This window comes from Streptomyces sp. NPDC107517 (genome assembly GCF_055582645.1).
This window is the reverse complement of record NZ_JBVJPM010000006.1, coordinates 68,995-92,880: the sequence shown is the minus strand read 5'-3', so window position 1 is coordinate 92,880 and position 23,886 is coordinate 68,995. Positions and strand designations below refer to the sequence as shown.

The window sequence follows — 23,886 nt, the reverse complement described above, 5'->3', positions numbered from 1 at the left end:
CATCACTGCCATGTCACCAACGTAGGGCTGGTGACCGGACCAGGCACCGCGAGCGCAGGCGTCGTGACCGCGGACGCATCCGCAGGGGGATCCGCGGACGCGTCCGCGGTCAGCACCGCGTACACATCCTCGTCAGTGATCCTCGGCCAGCTGGAAGGCGGGGGCCAGGAAGGTCTTCGCGCCGGGGGCGCTCGGCATCCGCATCAGCGCACGGGCCTCCTTACCGAGGATTTCCATCTGCTTCTCGGCCCGGCGGAGCTCTTCGGGGTGGCCGTCGAACACGCGGTTGAGCGTCCTGAGCATCTCGGTGTAGACACGGTCGCAGCGTTCGGACGCTCTGCGGGCTGCCGAGCCCTCCTTCAGGCGCTTGGTGTCGGGATTCTCGACCAGGCGATGCACACCGCTCGGATCGAACGGGATCCGCGGTCCGTCGAACGCCCAGTAGCCGTGCGTCTTGACCAGCTGGCGCCCTTGCACGATCTCCCAGAACCGGTAGTAGTGCGCCAGCTCATCCGCGCCCGGCTCGGCCTGGACGGCCGGTAGTGGTCCGCCGGCCGCCGATGGTTCCGTGACGGGCGGCGGATCGGTGGCGGCCGACGCCGAGGCCGGCGCCCCTGCACCGGTGGCGAGCACCCCCGACACAGCGGCGGTGGCCGCCAGCTGCAGCGCGGTACGTCGGTCGGGCCCGCCGGCGGCCCCGTCCTGTTCGGTGCTGGTCATGACGCCCTTCCCGGTAGCGGGCCCACGGTCGGGTCCTGGGCGTGGCCCTCGCCCTGGTCGATGATCTCGAGGATGGCCCAGAGCGCTGTCTGCAGATCGGTCACCCGGTACAGCCGTCCGGGGGCGTGCGGCCAGCTGACCTGTCTGCGTGGATCGCCGCTGAACAGATTCTCGTCACTCGCGTCGAGATCGGTCAGCACCTGTGCGATGTGCTGGTAGAACCCGCCGACGGTGGTGGCGTCGTAGTCGGCCAGGGCGAAGAACTTCCGAGGGGCGTCGAGGGCCTCTTCGTTGAGGTTCTGGATGTTCCCGTGCTCGTCCAGCTGTGGGTCGTAACCGGAGATGGCCTTGAGTGCTCTTTGGCCGGCCGGGGCGAGCGGGTCCTCGGGCCGCTCGATGCCCATGAACACCTGGCGCACACGGTCGATCGAGCAGGCGCCGAGCGAGACCTCCAGGTCGGGCATCACCCCGCCGGGCAGCCGCCCCGGGTAGACGGGAACCAGGTCAGGGTCGTCGAATCTGGGGGTGGTACCGATCGAGTTCATGATGTTTCCGATCAGTGCCAGGTGCAGCATCTCTTGCATGACGACGCTGCGGATGATGCGTTCGACCTCGCGGTTCTTTCCGTTCTTGAGGGAGAACATCGCGCAAAGGTACGGGGGAATGGTGGCGTGTTCGAGGGCGAGAGCCGATCGCAGGAGCGAGTCCAGCTCTGCCCGGTCGTGCACCGTCGCGTTCGCCAGGGGCGAGCCGTGATCATCCCCGTCCTCGGCCATTTTGGTAGGAATTGTAACGGTCTCGTTCATGCGTTCCTTTGGTCGCGTCGCTCTGACGCTGCACGATCGCACGGCGTCCACGCGTGGACGGGGACCGGCGAAGCTCAGTACCGCGCCCAGGGGAGCCGAACAGGCAAATGGAGTAACTGGGGGGCGACTCCTGGCCTGCGGGTGTGCCCGGTCCAGTAGGGGGCGCACCTGGTCGTGTCCGGGCCGGCCGAGCCCGGACGGACCGGCGATGCAGGCTGTCGCGGTTGCCGTTCGGGCCGCCTGCTACCACCGTGGAGAAGTGGTGTCCTGCTGCGGCAGGCGGAGCGCCCTCGGCCTCCGGTTGGTCGGACCGAACCGATGCTGCCAGCGGCGTGCCCGCTGACCGGCGGCCACCAGAACCCAAAGGCTCGGCCCGGGACAGGCCGGCCGCGCGAGGCGCGTGCACCTCCGGGAGCCCGGTGCTTCCCTGCCCTGTCCTGCCGGCTCCAGCGCAAGGGAGCAGTACATGACCGAGGCCCTTCCCCGAAAGGACGGGTACAGCGCCGACGGACCGGCGGGTTTCCCCCGACGTCCGGTGGACGAACGCGGAGAGGCTGTCGCCGACCTGCGGCGCATCGGGATCGACCCCGATTACTGGTATCCCGTGGCCCGGTCGCGGGCTGTGCGCAGGGGACGGACCTTCGCCGCCGTCTTCGCCGGACAACGCATCGCGCTTTACCGCGGCCGGAGCGGAAGTGTCTACGCCCTGGAGGACCGGTGCGCGCACCGTCAGGTGCCGCTGAGCCTCGGAGTCGTCGAGGGGGACGCCCTGCGCTGCTGCTACCACGCCTGGTCCTACCGCGGGAACGGCCGTATCTCGCAGATCCCGTACCTGCCCAAGGGGTGCGAGCGGCCGCCGCGCGGAGTGCGTTCCTATCCGGTCCGCGAGGCGTTCGGCCTGGTGTTCGTCTTCCCCGGCGACCCCGAGAAGGCCGAGTCGGCGCCGTTCCCGGCGCTGCCGGAGTTCGGCGCGGCCACGCACCGGACCATGACCTTCTCGCGCACCGTGCGCTGCCACTACTCGTTCATGCACGAGAACCTGCTCGACATGAACCACCAGTTCCTGCACCGCAGCGTGCTGGGCAGAATTCAGCCCGAGCTGCTGGGGTACGAGACCGGCCCGCAGTTCGTCGAGGCCCGCTACCTCTTCGTTCCCGCCGGGGGCAAGAAGGACCGCGGCGCCGGACTGCTGTCCGCCGAGGGGCTCGGTGGACAGCAGACACCCGACGAGATCACCATCCGCACCCAGTACCCGTACCAAACCCTGCAGGCCGTCCCCGACGGCGCCGAACTCCCGTCGTTCTCCCTCTGGGCGGCCTACGTGCCGGAGGACGCCGAACAGCGCGTCAACCATGCCTACGGCCTGCTGATGATCGCGAAGCCGCCGGTCCCCGGGGTGCTTCATCTGGCATGGCCGCTCATCCGCCGCTTCACCGAGCGGGTGTTCGCCCAGGACCGGATGGCGGTCGAGGCCGAGCAGCGGGCCTGGGACGAACAGGGCGAGGACCAGAACCACGAAGTCTTCCCGCTGATCCTGGACGTGAGACACATGCTGCGGACGAACGGCGTACCGCTCGACGCCGAGTCCGCCGGCGAGGGCGGGCGGCAGGGCGCTCCACCGGATGCCGACGACCACGAGAAGGACTCCGGGTACACGAACTGACCTACGCAGAAGGAGCGTCGGCGGTCAGGAAGGAAGCGCTGTGCTGCGGGTCTCCGGGGCGAGGCGTACCAGGAGCATGCCGATGACGAAGACGGTCGCGGTCAGGGTGAGGGGGAGGGTGAGCGAGCCGGTGGCGTGGATGCCGTAGCCGATGAGGAAGGTGCCGCCCGCGGCGACCCATCGGGAGAAGGTGGTCGTGAAGGCGAAAGCGGTCGCCCTCATCCGCGTCGGGTACTGCTCCGGCAGCCAGATGGTGCAGACCGCGAAACTGGCGCCGCCCAGGCCGAGTACCGGCAGGAAGGCGAAGAGCAGGGGGATCGAGTGGTGGGGACAGGCCCAGCCGTAGGCCCCCACGATTCCGACGATCATCAGCGCGAAGAGTGAGGCGAGTGCGCCGCGCCGCCCCATGCGCGCCGCGATGCGCGGTACTGCGAAGCAGCCCAGGATCGTGAAGGCGGCCACCGTCATGGACGAGAGGCTGGCGAGACGCACGGTCGCCGCATGGCTGTAACCGGCCTCCTCCGACAGACCGGTCATGGCTGTGGGCACGTAGGTCGAGCCCGCCCACAGCCCGATGACGCACACCACCAGGAGCAGCAGAGTGGGGGAGTTGCTCGTGGCCAGGCGTCGGCGTGCCTCTCGGAAATCGAATTGGATGGACCACTGGTCCTCTAGGCCTGCGCTAGAGCGTCGAAAGGGTCCGATGTGCTGTCAAGAGCGGTCAGCAGCAGGAGTGTTGGGGGAAAGGACGGGTAGTCCGTTGTCCGAGTCACTGCGTCCGGTTCCCCGGCCTCGTCTGTACGAGCAAGTCGTCGAGCGGCTCCGCGCATACGTACGCGTGGAAGGTCTCCAGACGGGCGACCGGCTGCCCCCTGAACGCGATCTGGCCGAACGCCTCGCCGTGAGCCGGACCTCGGTGCGGCAGGCCATCGTGGCCCTGGAAGTGCAGGGCCACGTCGAAGTGCGCCACGGTGGCGGCACGTTCCTGCTCCGCGACCGCCTTGACGCCGAACCACTTCAAGCCATGGTGGAACGACGCCGTCGGCTCCCCGATGTCCTGGACGCCCGGGACGCGCTGGAGACCAAACTCGCAGCTCTCGCAGCCGAACGGCGCACGGACGAGGACCTGAGCGAGATCGACGCCGCACTCGAGGCCATGGCCCGCGCCGTCCGCCGCGGAGAGCTGTGCGTAGCCGAGGACCAACGCTTCCACGCGGCCGTCACCGCAGCGGCGCACAGCCCGCTGCTCGCCGAATTCATGGCGGAGATAGCCCAGTCGATCGCGGAGAGCCGCAACGAGTCACTGCGCCAGCCCGGCCGCCCTGCCCAGTCACTCAAGCAGCATCAACGCGTCGCTGACGCCGTGCGGGCCGGCTCGCCCGAAGACGCGGCCCGGGCCATGCACACCCACGTCGACAGCGTGGGCAAGGTCAAACTCCTTGACCGGCGGCCCGAGGGGGAGTGACCGCCCTCTGGCCGCCGCTCCCCCTCTGCCGCTGGATCTACTCCGCCTCCATGAGAACCGCGGAGAGCGCCGTGACGCCGGGCTCGGCGCTGAGCAGCGTGCCGAGCGCGGTCTGCTCGGAGCGTTCGCCGGTGGCTTCGCTGCCGACGAGCAGCACCCGCCACGGCACGCGGGCACCCTCGCCGTCGGTCTCGACCGTGATGACGTCACCGTCCCGCCGGGTGCGGAAGGTGGCACCCGCGAAGCCGTCGACGGCGGGAATCCGAGTGACCGTGACAGTGCCGTCCGCGGGACCATGGACGCGCAGCGTCACCCCGTGAGCCCAGTCGTACACGGCGCTGTCGTCGCTCTCCCCGAGCGGGATCACCGAGCCGGGGCGGGCCAGCAACGGCAGGCTGTCGAACCCGTACCGCTCACGTCGCCAGCCCGGCCCCCGGACCCGCTCGCCCGACAGCAGATGGGTCCACGTCCCGTCAGGCACGTAGTACTCGACAGTCCCCTCCGCCGAGAACACCGGGGCGACGAGCAGGTCCTCGCCGAGCATGTACTGCCGGTCGAGGGAGTGGCACGCCGGGTCCTCGGGGAACTCGAGCAGCATGGCGCGCATCACCGGCGTGCCCCGCTCCCGCGCCTGCTGGGCGGCGCGGAAGAGATACGGCATCAGACGGTGCTTGAGCCGGGTGAAGTCGCGGGTGACCGTCACGGCCTCCTCGTCGAAGTCCCACGGCACGCGGTACGACCTGCTGCCGTGCAGCCTGCTGTGCGAGGAGAGCAGGCCGAACTGCACCCACCGCTTGAAGACTTCGGGCGTCGGCGTGCCCTCGAAGCCGCCGATGTCGTGGCTCCAGAAGCCGAAGCCGGACAGGCCGAGCGAGAGTCCGCCGCGCAGCGACTCGGCCATCGCCCCGAAGTGGGACTCGCAGTCGCCGCCCCAGTGGACCGGGAACTGCTGCCCGCCCGCGGTCGCCGACCGCGCGAAGAGCACGGCCTCGTCGCTGCCCCGTGCCTCGCTCAGCACTTCGAAGACGGTTTCGTTGTAGAGCTGGGTGTAGTAGTTGTGCATGCGCTCCGGGTCGGAACCGTCGTGCCACACCACGTCCGTCGGAATGCGCTCGCCGAAGTCGGTCTTGAAGCAGTCCACGCCCTGCGCGACAAGACCGCGCAACTTGCCCGCGTACCACTCCCGCGCCTCAGGGTTGGTGAAGTCGACCAGTGCCATGCCGGCCTGCCACAAGTCCCACTGCCACACATCGCCGTCGGCCCTGCGCACCAGGTAGCCCTTGCCCATGGCTTCGGTGAAGAGCGGGGACTTCTGGCCGATGTACGGGTTGATCCACACCGAGACACGCAGCCCCTGCTCGTCCTTGAGACGGCGGAGCATGCCCTCCGGGTCAGGGAAGACGTCGGGGTCCCAGGCGAAGTCGCACCACTGGTACTCGCGCATCCAGAAGCAGTCGAAGTGGAAGACGCCGAGCGGGATGCCGCGCTCCGACATGCCCCGGACGAACCGGCTGACCGTCTCCTCGTCGTAGGAGGTGGTGAAGGAGGTGGACAGCCACAGCCCGAACGACCAGGCGGGCGGCAGCGCCGGGCGGCCGGTGAGGGCGGTGTAGCGGTCCAGGACGTCCTTGGGAGTCGGGCCGTGGATGACGTAGTACTCCAGCGACTGGTCCTCGACGCTGAACTGCACCTGCCCCACCGCCTCGGACCCGATCTCGTACGAGACGTGACCGGGGTGGTTGACGAAGACGCCGTAGCCCCGGTTGGTGAGATGGAAGGGGATGTTCTTGTACGCCTGCTCACTGGCCGTACCGCCGTCGGCCTGCCAGAGGTCCACGCTCTGGCCGTTCCTGGTGAACGGGGTGAAGCGCTCACCGAGCCCGTAGACCAATTCACCCACTCCCAGGGACAGTTGGGCCAGCGAGTGGTGGCGGCCGTCGCCGGTGAGGGCGAAGCCGGTGCCGCGGGACCCGGCGGAGGTGAGGACGCGTCCCTCGGCGGTGAAGTCCAGGCGCCAGGGCGCGGCGCTGTCCACCCGCAGGGACAGCTCCCCGCTGGTCAGCTCCAGCAGGGACCCGTCCCGGCTGATCTTCGCGGTGTGCTCGGGGTCGGTGTGCAGGGCGAAGTCCGGCCCGTGGGCGGCGGCGCCCGCGTGGTGGGTGGAGCGGACGCCGATCACGCCCTCGGCGGGCGACCAGCATTCGACGGTCAGGAGCGGGCTGTTGAGGGTGTGGCCCCGTTCCTCCACGCGCCGCACCGGGGCGTACAGGGTGAGCCGGCCGTCGTCGACGCGCGCTTCGGCGATCTCGGCGGCGTACGACGCCCGGACGCCCTCGCGCATCAGCCAGTAGCCGTCGGTGAACTTCATCGGTGGTCCTTGTCAGCGGTGGTGGTTCGCGCGCGGTGGGTGGTGATCAGGTCCCGGAACCAGCGGTAGCTGTCCTTGGGGATGCGCTCCTGGGTGTCGTAGTCGACCCGGACGATGCCGAACCGCTGGTCGTAGCCGCGGGCCCACTCGAAATTGTCGAGCAGCGACCACACGTAGTAGCCGCGCACGTCGACACCGGCGCGCAGGGCGGCGGAGAGGGCTTCCAGGTGGCTGCGGAGGTACTCGATCCGGTCGGTGTCGTGGACCCGGCGGTCGTCCGTGACCGTGTCGGCCTCGGCCGAGCCGTTCTCGGTGATGACCAGCGGGGGCAGCTCGGGGTAGCGCTCGGTCAGGTCGACCAGCAGGTCGGTGAAGGTGTGCGGGACGACCGGCCAGCCCATGGTGGTGTGCCGTACGTCGTCTCGCCAGGTCTCGGTGGCCCGGATATCGACGGCCGTACGGGTCGCCGGGTCCGGGTCGCGGTGCGGGGCGTCGGCGACGGTGATCGGCCGGTAGTAGTTGATGCCGACGAAGTCGAGTGGGGCGGCGATGAGTTCGAGGTCGCCGTCGAGACGGTACGAAGTGTCGAGCCGGTACGGAGTCTCGCGACCGGACGAACTGTCGAGCGCGGGCGAGCCGGCGGCCGGCTCGCCCCAGGTCTCCGCCTCGTGCCGGGGATAGCGCCCGGCGAACAGCGGGTCCAGCCACACCTCGTTGTGCAGGGTCTCGGCCCGGCGCACGGCGGCCCGGTCGGCCGGTGAACCGGGGGTGGCGGCGAGCAGTCGGTCCGGGTTGAGCGTGATCCCGACCTCCCGGGCGCCGGCCTCGCGCAGGGCGCGGACGGCGAGGCCGTGGCCGACGAGGAGGTGGTGGGCGGCGGCCAGCGCGCCTCGTCCCTCCCGCGCGCCGGGGGCGTGGCCGCCCGCGGCGTAGCCGACGAAGGCGCTGCAGAACGGCTCGTTGAGGGTGATCCAGCGGCCTACCCGGTCGCCGAGCCGCTCCACGACAAGGCCGGCGTAGTCTGCGAAGCGCTCCGCTGTCTCCCGTACCCGCCAGCCGCCACGGTCTTCCAGAGCCTGGGGGAGGTCCCAGTGGTAGAGGGTGGTGGCGGGGGAGATCCCGGAGGCCAGCAGCTCGTCGACCAGCCGGTCGTAGAAATCCAGTCCGGCCGCGTTGGCCGGTCCCGTGCCGCCGGGCTGGATGCGCGGCCAGGCGACGGAGAAGCGGTAGCTGTCGACGCCGAGGCCGCGCAGCAGAGCCACGTCCTCGCGGTAGCGGTGGTAGTGGTCGCATGCGATGTCGCCGGTGGCGCCGCCGGCCACGCGTCCGGGTTCGCGGCAGAAGGTGTCCCAGATGGACGGCCCTCTGCCGTCCTCCCTGTACGCCCCTTCGATCTGGTAGCTCGCCGTGGCGGCACCGAAGAAGAAGCCGTCGGGGAATTCCGGGAATTCGGGGGTGCTCATGCGGCTGAAGCCCTTATCGCTACGTGATGCCATTACTTGATGGATCCGCCGGTGATCCCGGCGGAGATGTACTTCTGGGCCACGACCAGCAGGATCGCCGCGGGTACCGCGGACAGCACCGCGGTGGCCATGACCGCGCCCCAGTCGCTGACATGGGCGCCGACGAACTGGTAGATGCCCAGCGTGATCGGCTTGACGTCGTCGGTGGTGTTGAGGGTCAGCGCGAACATGAAGTCCGACCAGGCGAACAGGAACGTGAAGAGCCCGGCAGTGATGAGAGCGTTGCGGCTCATCGGCAGCACGATGCGGACGAACGCGGTGAAGCGGTTGGCGCCGTCGACCATCGCCGCCTCGACGACCTCGTTCGGTATGGACACCATGAAGGCCCGCAGCAGCACGATCGCGAACGGCAGGCCGAGCGAGGCGTCGGCCAGGATCAGCCCCAGATAGGAGTTGACCAGGCCCAGTTCCGCGTACGCGCTGTAGAGGGCGTTGGCGATGACGATGCCCGGCACCATCTGTGTGATCAGTGTGGTGAACACGATGCCCTGGCCACCGCGCAGCCCGAACTGGGCGAGCCCGTACGCGGCGGGGGCGGCGAGCGCGAGGCATACGGCGACGGCGCCGAGGGCGACGGCGAAGCTGGTCAGCAGCGAGCCGCCCTGACTGGAGAACGCCGTGTCGAAGTTCTCCAGGCTGGGCGAGGACGGGAACCACTCGGTCGCGGCGACACTGGAACCGGGCTGGAGCGCGGTGTCGAGCATCCAGTAGACCGGGAAGAGCAGGACGCCGAGGATCAGCAGCGCGGCGGTGTTGTTCCAGGCGGCCCGCAGGCGGGGACGGTTCGAGTTCGGGTTCACGGTCGGTCACTTCCCCTTGCCGAAGTCGGCGCGGTTGGCCCGCAGGTACAGCACGGCGAAGACCGCGCTGATGACGATCAGAACGTTGCCCACGACGGCGCCCTGGCCGAAGTCGAGCTGGAGGAACGACAGTTGGTACGTGACGGTGCCCAGGGTCTGTGTGGAGTCCGCGGGCCCGCCCGAGGTCAGTGCCAGGATCAGGTCGAGGATCTTCACCGTGGACATGAAGCCCAGGACGAGGACGACGGTGACCACCGGGCGCAGCATCGGCAGGGTGACGCTGCGGAAGGTCCGCCAGGGGCTCGCCCCGTCCAGTGACGCCGCTTCGTAGAGCTCGCGCGGGATCTCCTGGAGACCGCCGTAGAGGATCACCATGTTGAACGGGATGCCGATCCAGATGTTGACCATGATCGCCGACAGCAGGGCCACGCCGGGGCTGTTCAGCCACGGCACGCCGCCCTCGGTCAGGCCGACGGCGTGCAGGGCGCTGTTGAGTATCCCGTGGTCCTGATCGAGGATGCGCCGCCAGACGACAGCGGACACGACCATGGGCACCAGCCAGGGAAGCAGCAGGATCGCGCGGACGAAACCGGAGAGCCGGAAGCGGCGTGAGAAGAAGACGGCGAGGCCCAGGCCGATGGTGAACTGGCCGAGCAGGGAGCCGAGTGTGAAGACCGCCGTGTGCCACAGGGACCCGGCGAACAGCTCGTTGGCGAAGACGGCCCGCCAGTTGTCCAGGCCGTTGAACGGGGCCTCGCCGGTGAAGTACGTCTTGGGCGTGTAGTGCTGGAAGCTCATCACGATGTTGCGGACGAGCGGGTAGCCGAAGAAGAGGGCCAAGTAGGCGAGCGCGGGGGCCACGAAGAGCCACCGGAGCAGCCCGCGGCGGCGGGTGCCGGAGCCGGCCCTCGCGGGGGCGGCCGAGGAGCCGGAGGCCTTGGTGGCCCGGGCGGTGGAGGCGAAGGTGCTCATGTCCGGTTCCTCACTTCCCCGTGGAGGCCTGTTGCTGGGCGCGGTGCAGGGCCTGTTCGGGGCTGGTCCTGCCGGTCAGTACCGACTGGAAGGCGCCCGCGAGCGCGTCCCCGACGACCGGCCAGCGGGTGCCGACCTCGGCGGTCCGGGAGCGGGCGGTGGTTACCAGGTCGGCGAAGGCGGCGAGCTTGGGGTTCTGCTCGGCGTAGGCCCGCGCGGCGGCGGCCCGGGTGGGTACGTTGTTGACGGACTCGCCCCACTGGAGCTGGTTCTTCTGGGAGTTGAGGCAGTTGAGGATCTTCCCCGCGTTCTTCTCGCGGGTTCGGTCCTCGTTCTTCGGCACGGCCATCACGGTGCCGCCGATCGGTGGGATCGCGTCCTGTCCGGCCTCGGGCACCGGGATGCGGGCGACCGCCCAGTCCACCTTCTTCTGGGCGTCGAGGACCGGCACCTGCCACGGCCCGTTGATCATCATGGCGGCGCGGCCGGCCACGAACTGGTCGTTGACGTCCTGCTGGTTCCAGTTGACGACGGACTTCGAGGCGGATCCGTCAGAGACGAGGTCCTTCCACAGCTGGAGTGCGGCTTCGCCCTTGCCGTTGTCGAGTTTCGCCTCGTCACCGCCGCCGGACCAGAAGAACGGCAGGAACTGGTACACCCCGTCGGCGTTGGGGCTCGCGCTGAACGCCATTCCGTAGGTGGTGCCGCGCGTCATCTTCTTCGCGGCGGTCTTCAGGTCGGCCCAGGTGGTGGGCGGCTCGACCCCGGCCTTCTCGAGGAGCTCGGTGTTGTAGATCAGGGCCAGGGAGTTGACGGAGCGCGCGATGCCGTACTGGGTGCCGTCGTACGAGCCGAGGGAGGTGGCGCTGCCGGAGAACCCGGAGGTGTCGACGCCGACTTCCTTCAGCGGGCGCAGTCCCTCGGTCCCGGCGAACTGCGGCAGCTCGGACCCGTCGAGCTCCAGGATGTCGGTGAGCGACTTGGACGAGGCCATCCGGAGCGCCTTCGACGCGACCTGGTCCGCGGGCACGCTGATCTGCTCGACCTTCAGCCCGAGAGGCCCCGCGCAGCGGTCGAAGAATTTCTGGTTGGCGGTGTGCTCGGCGGTGTCCGTGGCCGAGTTGAGCACGGTGACGGTGTCGGCGGCCGGTGTGGCGGCGCACCCGGTGAGGCTCAGTGACGCGGTCGTGGCCAGCGCGAGGCTTGCGGCTATGGCGGGTGGCAGTCTGCGCTCTGCGCGGGAGTGCACGAGCGGTTCTCCAATCGGGGCTGCGGCTCGGGGAGTTGAGGTCCTGCCGTGCGGTTGGGGGAGAGTGCGCGGCAGTGCGTCGGGGGGCGTCTCTCGAACAGTTCTTTGTCTGTGGCTCGTGGCTCGCGGCCGCAGCATCGTCGAGACGACGCTCAGGCGTGTCTTTTCGGCGGTGCGATGGTGAGCCCGGGCGCCATCTGCGGCGCGATCAGGCGGTGAGGGGGGAGGCCGGGGGCCGGATGGGTCTGGGTCCCGCGGCCGGGAGGCGCGGCGGCAATCGCGTTGACCGCGAGTTCGACGACCGCCTGGGACATCTCTGCGACCGGCAGGTCGATACGCGGGAGGGGCCGTCCGCCGAGGTCGTCGGGCAGGGCGCCGACCGGCACGACGGCAAGGTCTTCGGGGACCCGTAGCCCTGCGGCGGCCACTTCGGCCAGCAGGTGGGGGAGGCGGTGCAGGTGCTGGACGACCAGCGCGGTCGGGGCGGGCCGCGCGCCCAGCACGTCGCGCACGTGGCGCCGCAGCACGTCGGGGTCGCTGTTCGACGGGTGCACCCTGATGTCCGCGCCGGTCTCCTTCGCGGCCCTTCGGGCGCCGTCGAGCCCGTGCACGGCGTAGCCGCGGCGGGCCGCGATCTCGTGGTCGGCCGAGGCGAGGAAAGCGATGTGCCGGTGGCCGGCCGCGGCGGTCTCGCGCAGGGCGAGGGCGACGGCGGCCTCCCAGTCGAGGTCGACCCAGGGGAGCGCCGAGTCGTCATCGCCGCGGCCGAGCAGCGCCGTGGGGAAGCCCAGTTCGCGCATGGTGCCGATACGGGAGTCCTGCTCCTCGACCGCCATCAGGACCGCCGCGTCCGCCAGGCCGCTGCCGGCCACCCGGCGCAGCCCGCCGACCCCGTCCAGGTCGGTCATCAGCAGCAGGTCGTAGCCGTGGCTTCGGGCGGCATCGCTGATGTCGATGGCGAACCGGCCGTCCACCGCCCGGTATTCACCGGGCACGCGGGGGACAGCCAGGGCCAGGACGTCGCTCCGTGCGCTGCGCAGCGTGCGGGCGCTGGCCCGAGGGTGGTAGCCGAGCTCGGCGATGGCGGCCTGCACCGCGCGCCGGGTGTCCTCGGAGATCTTGCGGGAGCCGCTGAGGACGTAGCTGACGGTGCTGGGCGCGACGCCCGCCCGTTCGGCGACGTCTTTGATCGTGGCCATTCCCGCTCCTTTGCGGTCCGGTCATGGATCTGGTTCTGGTTCTGATCGTTCCTGCGGCGCTGGGCGCTCCGGTCGTCGAATCCATTCGTCGAATCGATTCGATTCGATTGGCGGCCTGCGTGACTGTAGGAGGGGCGGGGCCGCCAGGGCAATACCGCTGCACCAGATCGTTTGAGTTTATGTACGTGAATCCAGGTGGGGCTTTGGGGTGCGCAAGATGCCAATTGCCCCTCTTGGTAGGTCAGTTGATCGAGTACGTGAACAACTTTCACTACTACGAACTCTTGAGGGTCCGGAACGGCGAGTGATAGGCCTGTGCTCCGACGATATTTCCCTTCCCTGACATCCGAGTCGTGGAGCGCCGCCGTGCCACCGGCGCACCCACGACGCGCATCCGTCATGCCTGGAGGCGACACCGTTGAGAACGCCCATGTCCAGACGTACCTTCGCCCGACTCGCCGCAGCGCCCGCCGTCGGAGCGCTGGTCGGGCTGCGGCCCGCCATCGCGTCGGCCGCGCCTCGGTCCGCCGCGCACCCGGCAGGGTCACGCACCGCCGGCCGCACTCACGCCGGGCGAGCGATGCGCCGCGCGGCGACCTTCATGGACGAGCATGTGTCCTACCGCGGCGCGTACGTCTGGAGCTACCTCCCCGATCTGTCCACCACCTGGGGGGAGATGGAGGCCAAGCGGACCATGTGCTGGGTCCAGCCGCCCGGCACGCCCAGCGTCGGCCACAGCCTCCTCGACGCGTACCACGCCACTGGTGACGAGACCTTCTACCGCGCCGCCGAACGCACGGGCCTCGCCCTCGTCGAGGCCCAACTCCCGGTCGGAGGCTGGAACTACATCCACGACTTCGCGGGCGAGCGTTCCCTGCGCGACTGGTACGCGACCATCGGCGCGAACGGCTGGCGCCTGGAGGAGTTCCAGCACTACTACGGCAACGCCACCTTCGACGACGCCGGCACCTCCACGGCGGCGCAGCTGATCCTGCGCCTCTACGTGGAGCGCAGGCACCCGAAGTTCATGGCGGCCCTGAACCGCGTCATCGACTTCATGCTCAAGGCACAGCTGAGGGGAGGTCCGGCCGACGGCGGCTGGCCGCAGCGGTTCCCCGCGTTCTCCGGCGCGGTGAGGGAGATGCCGTGGCCCGAAGAGCGGCCCTCCTGGCTGCCCTCGGACGTCCAGCACGGCATGCAGGACGGCGACTACACGGGCCACGTCACCTTCAACGACGACGTTCTCGGCGAGAACATCAAGTTCCTGCTCATGTGCATCTCGGCGCTGGGACGACGTGACCTGACCCGGCCCGTGCTGCGCGCCATGGCCTGCCTGCACCGGCTGCAGCAGCCCGGACCCCAGGCCGGATGGGGCCTTCAGCACCTTGCGCACACGGTGGGCGGCCGGCCCGCCGGCGCTCCCGCCAGTGCCCGCTCGTACGAGCCACGGTCCCTGACCACACACACCACGCAGACCAACATCCGGCAGCTGTTCCACTATTTCCGGCTCACCGGCGACCACGCTTACCTCCGGCGCGTGCCCGAGGCCATCGCCTGGCTGGAGACCTGCCCGCTCACCAGTGAGCAGAAGGAGGAGAACCAGCTCCTGAAGAACTCCACGCACCCGACCTTCGTGGAGCTGGACACCAACCGGCCGCGCTTCGTGCACCGCTTCGGCTCCAACATCCGCAACGGCGCCTACTACTACGACCATGACCACCGCAACACACTCAGCCACTACTCCGGCGGGCGCTCCATCGACCTCACCGGCCTCAAGGCCACCTACGACGAGCTGATGGCGCTGAGCCGCTCCGAAGTCGCCGACCTGCGCGACCGGTCCCCGCTCGCCCCGGGCGGACTGAGGGAACTTCCGCCCTACTTCAGCGTGCGCGACCTCGACCTCACCGACCTGTTCCGAGGCGCCGATCCGGCCCTGCCCGAGGTGACCGACGGCCAGGCGAGCGCCCTCGTGGACGGCCTCGGCACCAAGGACCACTGGATCACCCCGATCGGCACCACCACCAACCCGTACCTCGGCCCGGCGCCGGCCACGGCGTACGAGGGCATGGCGTACATGAGCAAACACGTGGGCGACCTGTACGACACCTCGCCGTACGACCCGTCCACGCCGCCCGCGGAGCCGCCCTACCAGCCGCACGACAGTGCCGAGGGCATCACGACGTCCGCCTACACCGGCAACATGGCCAAGCTCATCGCCTACGTCGCCGGCTGAGCCCTCCGCCGCCCAGGTCCTGGCCTCAAGGGGAGGCCAGGACCGGCTCCCGGCTCCAGCGGAAGACGTGGACCAGGTGCGGCTCCACGATTCCCGCGGTCGGAATCTCGCCGTCGAACCACCGGTCCACGCAGGTCCAGTGGAAGGGGTGGCCGAGATACTCGCCGGTCAACCCCTGGACGTCCGCGTACCCCTGCTCCCAGACATGGGTCCAGCGGGAGGCCGAGAGCGTCTGGTCCACTCTGCTCAGGGACCATGAGCGGACCGTCTGGTCCACTCTGCTCAGGGTCCATGAGCGGATGCTGGAGATGTGGTCGGGCAGCGCCATGAGGTCCGCTTCCAGTCGCTCGATGAGCGTGCTGGATGTGCCGGGGCGCACCGCGAGGAGCAGTGTTCGTTTCACACGCGGGCCGCGCAGGGGAGTACCGCCCCCGTATCTGTGCGAGAGCGACCGTGTCGAGAGGCTCCGGCAGACCGGCCTGCGCCGGTGCCCGCCCAGGCGCTGTCGGGGCTCACGGCAGGGCAGATCGGTGTCGCCCGCCGGGTCAGCTGTCCTTGCGGGCCCCGCTGGCCTTGATCCACGCGTGGGGGGCGTAGGCCACCTCTACCCGCGTCTCGGCACGGGGGTCTGCCCTCCAAACGAGCAGCGCACCGGCGTCGATCGAGTAGGAGAACTTGCCTTCCTTGCCGTCGACGAAGTGCAGCACCTCGCCTTGGTTCTCCGAGGTCTGCCCCTCTTTGCCAAGCACTACGAGATTTACGGACATAATTCGACGTTACGGCGGGAGCACCGATTTCGCCCGCCGGATGCAGGCCGGGGGCTCCCCCGAGGGCCGCCGCGTGCGGGCTACCTGGCCAGTCGGGGCAGCAGAGACGACGCGGCGACGATGCCGAGCGCGGCGGCCACGGCGAGTACCACGTAGTCCAGCGGCAGATGCGCCGGCGTGCCCAGCAACAGGCCGCGCAGCGCGTCGACTTGGTAACTGAGCGGGTTGATCCGGCTGATCGCCTGCAGCCAGCCCGGCATGAGCGCGACCGGGTAGAGGGCGTTCGACGCGAAGAAGAGCGGCATGGTGATGGCCTGGCCGATGCCCATCAGGCGGTCCCGGGTGAGGACGATGCCGGCGATGGTCATCGACAGACAGGAGAAGAACGCCGAACCCAGGACCACCGCGACGGCGACGCCGAGCAGACGCAGTGGGTTCCAGGTCAGGGCGACGCCGAGGAGCGCCGCGATGACGATCACGACGACGGCCTGGATCAGTGCCTTGACTCCGGCGGCGAAGGCCTTGCCCGTGATCAGCGCCGCGCGGGGTGTCGGCGTGACCAGGAGTTTGGTCAGGATGCCGGCGTCCCGCTCCCAGATGATCATGATGCCGTAGAAGATGGCGATGAACATCGCGGACTGGGCGATGATGCCGGGCGCGAGATAGTCGATGTAGGGGATGCCGTGGGTCGGGATCGCCTTGATCCGGGTGAAGGTCTCGCCGAACACCAGCAGCCAGAGGGCGGGTTGGACGGCTCGGGTGTACAACTCCGAACGGTCGTGCCGGAGCTTCTGCAGTTCCACGGCGCACAGGGCGACCACCCGGGCGGGCGCCATGCGCCATCCGGTACGGGCCGTGGGCGGGGTGAGGAGCAGATCGAACTCGGCCGGTTCAGCCGAGCCTTGACGCGGTGCGGCGGGTGCTGCGGACATCGCGGAAGTCACCACCTTCGCCACTGTCGCTGCCGAGCCCGCGGCCGGCGACATCGCGGAAGACGTCCTCCAAGGTCGGCCAGGGCTCCTGGGATCCGGCGGTCCCGCGCTGCTCGTGCAGGTCGCGGCGGAGTCCGTCGGGGGTACCGAGGGCGTGCACGCGCCCCCGGTGCATGAGCGCGACCCGGTCGCAGTACTGGTCGGCCTCGTCCATGTAGTGGGTCGTGACCAGAACGGTCATGCCGGTGGCGCCACGGACCGCGTTGATGTGGTCCCACACGCTGGTCCGGGCGATGGGGTCGAGCCCGATCGTGGGTTCGTCGAGGATCAGCAGGCGCGGGGCGCTCACCAGTGCCTGGGCGAGTTCCAGCCGGCGCACCATGCCGCCCGAGTAGGTCTTGGCGAGCCGGTCCGCGGCGTCCGTGAGGTCGACCGCGGCGAGTGCCTGGGCCACCCGGCGGGCCCGTTCGCGCCGGGAGACGTCGAAGACGCGGGCGAACAGCGTCACGTTCTCCCGCCCTGTCAGGCCGGAGTCGGCGGACAGCTGTTGCGGCACGTACCCGAGGAGCCGGCGGACCGCCATCCGCTCGGTCGCCGCGTCGTGCCCGAACACGGATACGCGGCCGCGCGGCACGGGCAGAAGCGTGGTGATGCAGCGGATCGCGGTCGTCTTCCCGGCGCCGTTGGGTCCGAGCAGTCCGAAGACCTCGCCCGGCCCGACCGTGAGATCGAGGCCGTCCACGGCCCGGGTCTCACCGAACGCGTACTCCAGTCCGCGGCAGCAGACCGCGGGGTCCTCGCTCATGCCCGTGCACCTCCTGGTTCTCCCTGTACTGCATGGGGTGTTTCACCTTCCGCGCGGACGGATGCCGTGCGGCCGGTGGGCGTGCGGACGGTTTCGGTGCGGACGATGGGCGTGCGGATCGTGGGCGTGCGGTCCTCGTGGAGGTTGTCGGAGAGCTTGCGCAGGACGGGCAGCGCGGCGGCGAGCGCGGCCCGGTCCGCCGGGTCGAGCGCCGCCAGTTGCTCCCGCATCAACGTGCCCCGCCGGACCTTCCAGTCGCGCAACCGGGCCGCGGCGGCCGGGGTCGCGTACAGCAGCGCCGACCTACGGTCCGAGGGGTCGGTCTCGCGGCGCAGAAAGGAGGCCTTGACCAGCTGGTTGACGAGTGTGGACACGGAGTTCCCGGCGAGACGCAGCTCCCGGGCGGCGGCCGACACCCCGATTCCCGGCCGGTCGACCACCAGGCGCAGCAGCTCTACCTGGGCACCCCGCAACGGGGGCGCCGTCAGGCCGTGCCGGAGCCTGCGCCGGGTCAGGCGTTGCACGGCGGCGAGCGCGTCGGCGAAGGCATCTGCCAGTTCGTCCGTGGCCATGAAATAAGTTTAGCTCTGTGTACGAGCTATTCCCAGCCCTCTACGGTGGGCCCACGGAGCCTTTCCCTTCTCCAGAAAGCTGAGGCCATGGCCATCGACGTGAACGCTCTCCGGGCCCACTTCCCCTCCCTGGACCACGGGTTTGCCTTCTTCGACGGTCCGGGCGGGACGCAGACCCCGCGCCCGGTCGCCGACGCCATGGTCGCGACGCTGACGGGCCCTCTGTCCAACCGGGGGGTTGTCAGCCGCTCCGAGCTCAACGCCGAGCGCGCCGTCACGGACTTCCGCGCCGCCTACGCGGACCTGCTCGATGTGCCCGCCGACGGTGTCGTCCACGGGCGCAGCGCGACCCAGCTGACGTATGACTTCTCCCGCCACCTGGCCAAGGGCTGGAAAGCGGGCGACGAGATCGTCCTCAGCCGCCTGGACCACGACTCCAACGTCCGCCCCTGGGTACAAGCGGCCGAGCGTGCCGGAGTGGTGGTCCGCTGGATCGAAATCGACAGCGAGAGCATGGAGCTCGACCTCGATTCGTTCGAGCGGGCGCTGTCGCCGCGGACGCGCCTGGTCGCGGTGACGGCGGCTTCGAACGTGCTGGGCACCAAGCCGCCCCTGCGCCACATCGCCGGCCGGGCGCACGAAGCCGGCGCCCTGGTGTACGTGGACGGGGTGCACTACGCCGCCCACCATCTGGTCGACGTGCCCGCGCTGGGCGCGGACCTCTTCGTCTGCTCCCCGTACAAATTCCTCGGACCGCACTGCGGCGTGCTCGCGGCGGCGCCCGAACTCCTCGACACCGTCCACCCCGACAAGCTCGCGCCTTCCCCCGACACCGTGCCGGAGCGCTTCGAGTTCGGCACCCTGCCGTACGAAGTCCTGGCGGGAGCCACCGCGGCCGTGGACTTCCTCGCCGCGATCGACCCGGGCACGGGGGCCGCACGCAGGGAGCGGCTCGCCCATTCGCTGGGCTCCCTGCACGAGCACGAGCGGGCGCTGCGCACGAGGCTCGAAGAAGGGCTGCGCGCTCTGGGTGACGCCGTCACGCTGCACTCGAAGGCGGCGGACCGCACCCCGACCCTCCTGATGACGATCGAAGGCCGCGACGCCGCCGAGGCCCAGGTCCATCTCGCCGCACGCGACGTCGTGGCCCCCGCCGGGTCGTTCTACGCCTACGAGACCTTCAACGCGCTGAAGCTGGAGAACCCCGCCCTTCGAGTGGGTCTGGCGCCGTACAACTCCGCCGAAGACGTGGACAGGTTCCTCGACGGGCTCGGGTCTTTCCTCTGACCCGCTGTTCCTGTGTGTGGCCGGCAGGGCCTCGATCGACCGGTCGTCCCGCCCCGGGCGCGGTGACCTGGGTCGCGCCGGGATTGCCGCGGTGAGGTGCGCACCGTCCTTGAGGCTTGCACGCCCGAGGTGTGCGGCAACCGTCGCAACCTGTCGCACCACCGCGCCCGTCGGCTCGTCGGTGGGGACGGGCAGCCCTCTCGGGCCGCGGGGCCCAAGGGCTGACAGAGCAGGCCCTCGATCCCGGCGGCGCCGACGCCGGTGCCGGGCCGGGCCGCCGCGGCCCGGCCCTGAGCGGTCAGTGCTCCGGCTCGGAGGCCGTCAGCCGGAGGCCGTTCTCCCAGATCTTGTTGAGTGTCGTGACGAGCCGCTCGAAGGGAATGCGCTGGCCCAGCACGAACACCATGTAGGCCATGCGGCTCACCATCACGGACAGGGCGTGCGCCGTGACCAGTGGATCCAGGCTCGTGTCGGCCTCGCCGCTCTCCTGCAGCGTCTGGATCAGCTTGGCGTTGCGGCGCGCGAACGCGTTCCCGCGCTCGATGCGCAGCGCCATGAACTTCTCGTCGACCTGGGCCACTTGCTCGAACAGTGCCATCAGGCGCGCGTTCTTCTTGTACGCACGCAAGTACTCACGGTTCGACGCGTCGATGAGCTGCCGGGTGTCGGTGATCCCGGTGCGCTCGCGCAGGTGCGGGTGGAGCATCTCCTCCTGCACCTGCTCGACGAGCGCCTGGAAGATCTCTTCCTTGCTGTTGAAGTACGTGTAGAAGGACCCGGAGGCGACATGCGCCGCCTTGGAGATGTCCGTGATCCGGGCGTCCAGATATCCGTCGCGTTCGAAGACCTCTCGGGCGGCGGTGATCAGCGCGTTACGTGTCCGGACGCCGCGCGGGCTGCGTGGCGTGATCGGTTGTTTCTGGCCGCCGTCTGCGGCCGGGGCCTGGGCAGCCACTGGGGTCCATCCACTCTTGATCGATCACATACATCACCGGTAGCGGCGGATATTATCAGCCGAGGGTGGAGAGGAACTCCAGCAGCGCGGTGTTCACCTCCTCCGCCCGCTCCTGTTGGATCCAGTGCCCGGCACCGTCGAGGACGACGTGTCCACGGAGGTCGGTGAGCATCGTGTCGAGGTGCGCGGGCATGAACTTCCCCACCGGGTCCTTCGACCCGGTGATGAAGAGTGACGGCCGGCCGATGAGGCGGCCGTCCAGGTGCTCGGTCAGCGCCCAGTTGCGATCGAGGTTGCGGTAGTAGTTGAGGCCACCGGTGAAGCCGGTCTCCTCGAACGTCTTGACGTAGTAGGTGAGTTCCTCGTCGCCCATCCATCGCGGAGGCGGCAACTGCTCGTCGGCCCCGGCGGCCCACTGGGCGGAGTAGATCTCCCTGGTGACGAGGGTCCTGCGCACGTTCTGGCTCAGCGCCCGGTCGGCGACACCCGGCTCCTGGAACCACACGATGTAGAAGTCGTCGCCGTTGCGTGAGCGCAGGATGGGCAGCGGCGGGGCCGGGGCGCGCGGCGTCGGCGGCACGCTCATCCCCGCCACCGCGCGTACGCGCTCGGGGTGGAGCAGCGCCATGTTCCACACCACGGCGGCGCCCCAGTCGTGCCCGACGAAGACGGCGTCGTCCGCGCCGACGTCGTCGAGGAGTCCGGCCAGGTCGGCGCAGAGCGTCAGGATGTCGTAGGCGTCGACATCGTCGGGGCGTGAGCTGCCGCCGTACCCGCGCATGTCGGGAACCAGGACGCGGTGTCCGGCTTCGGCGAGCGCGAAAACCTGATGCCGCCAGGAAAAGGCCAGCTCGGGAAAGCCGTGGCACAGGACCACGGGAGGCCTGTCCGGTCGCCCTTCGCCGTGTTCGAAGACGCGGAGGGTGATGCCGTTGGTCGTGACATCCCGCGCCGCGACGCGTTCCCAGTCGGTGATCGGCATATGTGTCGTCATGTGCCCGGAACTCCTGTCGTTCGCATGCCGGCCGGCGCAAGGAACTCACGCCGGTAAGGGGCGTGTTGTAGGTGTTGAACTTGACGTTGGGTTCAAATATACATGAGGCGGGCCCCGGAGGCTCGAACCGCTGAAGAGGAGACGACGACGGTGACCGGAAGCATCCCAGCAGCCCAGTCGACGACGGTCCTGGCCGAACGGCGAGGTTCCGTGCTCGTGCTGACGCTCAACCGCCCGGACCGTCTCAACGCCTGGACCGACGAGCTGGAAGAGCGCTACTTCGGCCTCCTTGATCAAGCCGAGGCGGATCCCGAGGTGCGGGCGATCGTCCTGACCGGAGCGGGCCGCGGCTTCTGCGCGGGAGCCGACATGGACGAACTGCGACAGGCCGCTGCGACAGTGGAGTCGCTGGATGGCGCGATGCCGAAGAGCGAGCGTCCCCGGTGGTTCCCGCTGACGCTGCGCAAGCCCCTCATCGCGGCTGTCAACGGGGCCGCCGCCGGGCTCGGCCTCGTCGAGGCCCTCTACTGCGACATCCGCTTCAGTACACCCGATGCCAAGTTCACGACGGCGTTCGCGCGCCGCGGCCTGATCGCCGAGTACGGCATCGCCTGGCTGCTGCCGCGCCTCATCGGCCAGAGCCGGGCCATGGACCTGCTGCTGTCCGGACGAGTGGTGCGCGGTACGGAGGCGTACGAAATGGGGCTGGTCAACAAGGTCGTCGACGCGGATCAGCTCCTCGACGTCGCAGTCGAGTACGCCACCGAACTGGCCACCTGGTCCTCGCCCGCGTCGATGACCGTCATGAAGCGCCAGGTGCTCCAGGCTCTCGACACCGACTTCGCCACGGCCGCCGACGCGGCGGACGCCCTCATGCCGGAAGCCTTCCGCCGACCCGACGCCGCCGAGGGCGTCGCCAGCTATCTGGAAGGCCGCGCGCCCGCATTCAGCCCCCTCGACCCCAAGTGAACACGGAAGGTCGCCCCGCATGACCAACGCTGCCGCACCAGTCTGGAATCACGCCTCGTCGACACCCGACCGCATCGCCCTGCGCGGGGCGGGCGGCGAGGAGTGGACCTACGGGCGCCTCCGTGAGCGCGCCGCCGCCGTCGCGGGCCGCCTGGCGGAGCACGGCGTACGCCCCGGCGACCGCGTCCTGCTCGTCGCGCCTTCCGTGCCCGAATTCGCCTTCGCCTACTACGGGATCCTCGCCGCCGGAGCGATCGTCGTCACCGCCAACACCATGGCGCCGCAGAGGGAGTTGGCGTTCATAGCGGGTGATGCGGAGGTGTCGCTCGTCCTGGGCTGGCACGCGATCACTCCGGCACCCGAGCAGGCCGCGGGCGAACTGTCCGTACCCTACTGGGAGTTGCAGCCCGCTCTCGCCGAAACGGGTCCGACAGGGACCCCCTCGACTCTTGAGGTGCACCCGAGCGAGGACGACGACACGGCCGCTCTCCTCTACACCTCCGGCACCACCGGACGGCCCAAGGGCGCCCAGCTCACCCACGGCAATCTCAACGCCTGCGCGGCGGTCTTCTGCGACGTGCACGCCATCACCGCCGAGGACTGCGCCGTGACCGGCCTGCCCCTGTTCCACGTCTTCGGGCAGGCGTGCGTGATGGGGACCACCATGCGCGCCGGCGGCAGCCTCACCCTCCTCGAACGCTTCCACCCGTCGACCATGCTGGATGTGATCCGCCGCGACCGTCCCACCTTCATCGCGGGCGTACCCACCATGTGGAACGCGGTCCTGCGCGTCGCCGACGACACCGGCGCCGGCTTCACCGGGCTGCGCCTCGCGTCCTCCGGAGGCGCCTCACTGCCGGTGGAGGTGATGCGCGCCTTCGAGAAGCGGTTCGGCTGCACCATCGTCGAGGGATACGGCCTGACGGAGACCACCGGCGCCGCTACCTGCCATCTCGCGGGCCGGCAGGCGAAGCCGGGACACGTGGGACGCGCCCTGCCGGGCTGTGCCATCTCCGTACGGGACGACGACGGTCACGAACTGCCGCCCGGCCAGGTCGGCGAGGTCCACATCAAGGGCCCCGTGGTGATGAAGGGCTACTGGAACCGCCCCGACGCCACCGCCGAGGCCCTGCGTGACGGATGGCTGCGCACCGGCGACCTCGGCGCCACGGACGACGACGGAGACCTGCGCATCGTCGACCGCAAGAAGGACCTTGTCATCCGCGGTGGCTACAACGTCTACCCGCGCGAGGTCGAGGAGGTCCTGTACGAACACCCCGACATCGTCGAAGCCGCCGTCATAGGAGTCCCCGACGAGTTCTACGGCGAAGAGGTCGCGGCCGTCATCGCGGTACGGCCGGGCGTCCGCCTCGGCGTGGCCGAACTGCGCGCATGGGCCAAGGAGCGTCTCTCCGCCTACAAGGTGCCCCATCTCGTCGCCGTCGTGGACGAGTTGCCGAAGGGAGCGACCGGGAAGATCCTCAAGCGCGCGATCGATCCCGCCCTGCTGAAGGCGGACACGAGCACGGCCGACGCGCCGGGGACGATACTGCGGGACTGAGCGACTGCGCTTCCTGGAACGCCTCGAACCAGCGACGGGACATCCG

General features: G+C 69.7%; 21 protein-coding genes and 1 pseudogene. 6 read left to right on the top strand and 16 right to left on the bottom strand.

Annotated elements, in window-relative coordinates; translation table 11 throughout:
- Positions 1-132 precede the first annotated feature (132 nt).
- Together ACZ67T_RS16310 and ACZ67T_RS16305 are read right to left on the bottom strand one after the other, a co-directional pair.
- Positions 133-720 (bottom strand): hypothetical protein, encoded by a 588-nt coding sequence (locus tag ACZ67T_RS16310; RefSeq protein WP_469984556.1) that lies wholly within the window; start codon positions 718-720, stop codon positions 133-135.
- Positions 717-1,526: a ferritin-like domain-containing protein gene (locus tag ACZ67T_RS16305; protein WP_469984554.1), complete on the bottom strand. Its 810-nt coding sequence runs from the start codon at positions 1,524-1,526 to the stop codon at positions 717-719. Before ACZ67T_RS16305 ends, ACZ67T_RS16310 begins: the two co-directional genes overlap by 4 nt.
- A gap of 466 nt (positions 1,527-1,992) precedes the next feature.
- Between ACZ67T_RS16305 and ACZ67T_RS16300 the strand changes: the two genes are divergently transcribed.
- A complete protein-coding gene (locus ACZ67T_RS16300; RefSeq protein ID WP_469984552.1) occupies positions 1,993-3,189 on the top strand; it encodes a Rieske 2Fe-2S domain-containing protein in 1,197 nt (398 codons plus the stop codon).
- Positions 3,190-3,213: 24 nt separating this feature from the next.
- Here ACZ67T_RS16300 and ACZ67T_RS16295 read toward each other — a convergent pair whose 3' ends face one another.
- Entirely contained in the window at positions 3,214-3,777 is a 564-nt protein-coding gene (locus tag ACZ67T_RS16295) for an MFS transporter (RefSeq protein WP_469984551.1), read from the bottom strand.
- A gap of 172 nt (positions 3,778-3,949) precedes the next feature.
- On the opposite strand from ACZ67T_RS16295, the gene ACZ67T_RS16290 reads away from it, so the two are divergent.
- The gene (locus tag ACZ67T_RS16290) at positions 3,950-4,654 is read left to right on the top strand and encodes a FadR/GntR family transcriptional regulator (protein ID WP_469984549.1); all 705 of its coding nucleotides are present in this window, start codon (positions 3,950-3,952) and stop codon (positions 4,652-4,654) included.
- A gap of 37 nt (positions 4,655-4,691) precedes the next feature.
- On the opposite strand, the gene yicI is transcribed toward ACZ67T_RS16290, so the two are convergent.
- The 6 genes from yicI to ACZ67T_RS16260 form a co-directional block, all read right to left on the bottom strand.
- On the bottom strand, positions 4,692-7,022 hold the full coding sequence (gene yicI / locus ACZ67T_RS16285; protein ID WP_469984547.1) for an alpha-xylosidase: 2,331 nt from the start codon (positions 7,020-7,022) through the stop codon (positions 4,692-4,694).
- Positions 7,019-8,485, bottom strand: coding sequence for a GH1 family beta-glucosidase (locus ACZ67T_RS16280; RefSeq protein ID WP_469984545.1), 1,467 nt, complete (start codon positions 8,483-8,485; stop codon positions 7,019-7,021). Before ACZ67T_RS16280 ends, yicI begins: the two co-directional genes overlap by 4 nt.
- Before the next feature lie 32 nt (positions 8,486-8,517).
- A complete protein-coding gene (locus ACZ67T_RS16275) occupies positions 8,518-9,345 on the bottom strand; it encodes a carbohydrate ABC transporter permease (protein ID WP_469984543.1) in 828 nt (275 codons plus the stop codon).
- A gap of 6 nt (positions 9,346-9,351) precedes the next feature.
- Positions 9,352-10,317, bottom strand: a complete 966-nt coding sequence (locus tag ACZ67T_RS16270; protein ID WP_469984541.1) for a carbohydrate ABC transporter permease — start codon at positions 10,315-10,317, stop codon at positions 9,352-9,354.
- Between the two features lie 10 nt (positions 10,318-10,327).
- On the bottom strand, positions 10,328-11,566 hold the full coding sequence (locus tag ACZ67T_RS16265; RefSeq protein WP_469984540.1) for an ABC transporter substrate-binding protein: 1,239 nt from the start codon (positions 11,564-11,566) through the stop codon (positions 10,328-10,330).
- Between the two features lie 152 nt (positions 11,567-11,718).
- Complete coding sequence (locus ACZ67T_RS16260; protein ID WP_469984538.1) at positions 11,719-12,765, bottom strand: LacI family DNA-binding transcriptional regulator; 1,047 nt, start codon at positions 12,763-12,765, stop codon at positions 11,719-11,721.
- Positions 12,766-13,195: 430 nt separating this feature from the next.
- On the opposite strand from ACZ67T_RS16260, the gene ACZ67T_RS16255 reads away from it, so the two are divergent.
- Positions 13,196-14,998, top strand: a complete 1,803-nt coding sequence (locus tag ACZ67T_RS16255; RefSeq protein ID WP_469984536.1) for a pectate lyase — start codon at positions 13,196-13,198, stop codon at positions 14,996-14,998.
- A gap of 25 nt (positions 14,999-15,023) precedes the next feature.
- Here ACZ67T_RS16255 and ACZ67T_RS16250 read toward each other — a convergent pair whose 3' ends face one another.
- The 5 genes and pseudogenes from ACZ67T_RS16250 to ACZ67T_RS16230 form a co-directional block, all read right to left on the bottom strand.
- Positions 15,024-15,401 carry a Dabb family protein gene (locus tag ACZ67T_RS16250; RefSeq protein ID WP_469984534.1) on the bottom strand — a complete coding sequence of 126 codons (378 nt, stop codon included), beginning with the start codon at positions 15,399-15,401 and terminating at the stop codon, positions 15,024-15,026.
- Between the two features lie 142 nt (positions 15,402-15,543).
- Positions 15,544-15,765: a hypothetical protein gene (locus ACZ67T_RS16245; protein ID WP_469984532.1), complete on the bottom strand. Its 222-nt coding sequence runs from the start codon at positions 15,763-15,765 to the stop codon at positions 15,544-15,546.
- A gap of 80 nt (positions 15,766-15,845) precedes the next feature.
- Positions 15,846-16,697: an ABC transporter permease gene (locus ACZ67T_RS16240; protein WP_469984531.1), complete on the bottom strand. Its 852-nt coding sequence runs from the start codon at positions 16,695-16,697 to the stop codon at positions 15,846-15,848.
- The gene (locus ACZ67T_RS16235) at positions 16,657-17,502 is read right to left on the bottom strand and encodes an ABC transporter ATP-binding protein (protein ID WP_469984529.1); all 846 of its coding nucleotides are present in this window, start codon (positions 17,500-17,502) and stop codon (positions 16,657-16,659) included. The genes ACZ67T_RS16240 and ACZ67T_RS16235 overlap by 41 nt, the downstream gene beginning before the upstream one ends.
- A gap of 131 nt (positions 17,503-17,633) precedes the next feature.
- A pseudogene (locus tag ACZ67T_RS16230) lies at positions 17,634-18,074 on the bottom strand (MarR family winged helix-turn-helix transcriptional regulator); the annotation flags it as partial.
- 87 nt (positions 18,075-18,161) lie between these two features.
- Between ACZ67T_RS16230 and ACZ67T_RS16225 the strand changes: the two are divergent.
- A complete protein-coding gene (locus ACZ67T_RS16225) occupies positions 18,162-19,361 on the top strand; it encodes a cysteine desulfurase-like protein (RefSeq protein WP_469984528.1) in 1,200 nt (399 codons plus the stop codon).
- A 298-nt stretch (positions 19,362-19,659) separates the two neighbouring features.
- Here the strand turns inward: ACZ67T_RS16225 and ACZ67T_RS16220 are convergent, their stop codons facing one another.
- Both ACZ67T_RS16220 and ACZ67T_RS16215 read right to left on the bottom strand, forming a co-directional pair.
- Entirely contained in the window at positions 19,660-20,316 is a 657-nt protein-coding gene (locus tag ACZ67T_RS16220) for a TetR/AcrR family transcriptional regulator (protein WP_469984527.1), read from the bottom strand.
- A gap of 55 nt (positions 20,317-20,371) precedes the next feature.
- On the bottom strand, positions 20,372-21,310 hold the full coding sequence (locus ACZ67T_RS16215; RefSeq protein ID WP_469984525.1) for an alpha/beta fold hydrolase: 939 nt from the start codon (positions 21,308-21,310) through the stop codon (positions 20,372-20,374).
- Positions 21,311-21,460: 150 nt separating this feature from the next.
- Between ACZ67T_RS16215 and ACZ67T_RS16210 the strand changes: the two genes are divergently transcribed.
- Positions 21,461-22,279 (top strand): enoyl-CoA hydratase-related protein, encoded by an 819-nt coding sequence (locus tag ACZ67T_RS16210; RefSeq protein WP_469984523.1) that lies wholly within the window; start codon positions 21,461-21,463, stop codon positions 22,277-22,279.
- A gap of 19 nt (positions 22,280-22,298) precedes the next feature.
- Positions 22,299-23,840 carry a long-chain-fatty-acid--CoA ligase gene (locus tag ACZ67T_RS16205; protein ID WP_469984521.1) on the top strand — a complete coding sequence of 514 codons (1,542 nt, stop codon included), beginning with the start codon at positions 22,299-22,301 and terminating at the stop codon, positions 23,838-23,840.
- Positions 23,841-23,886: the final 46 nt, after the last annotated feature.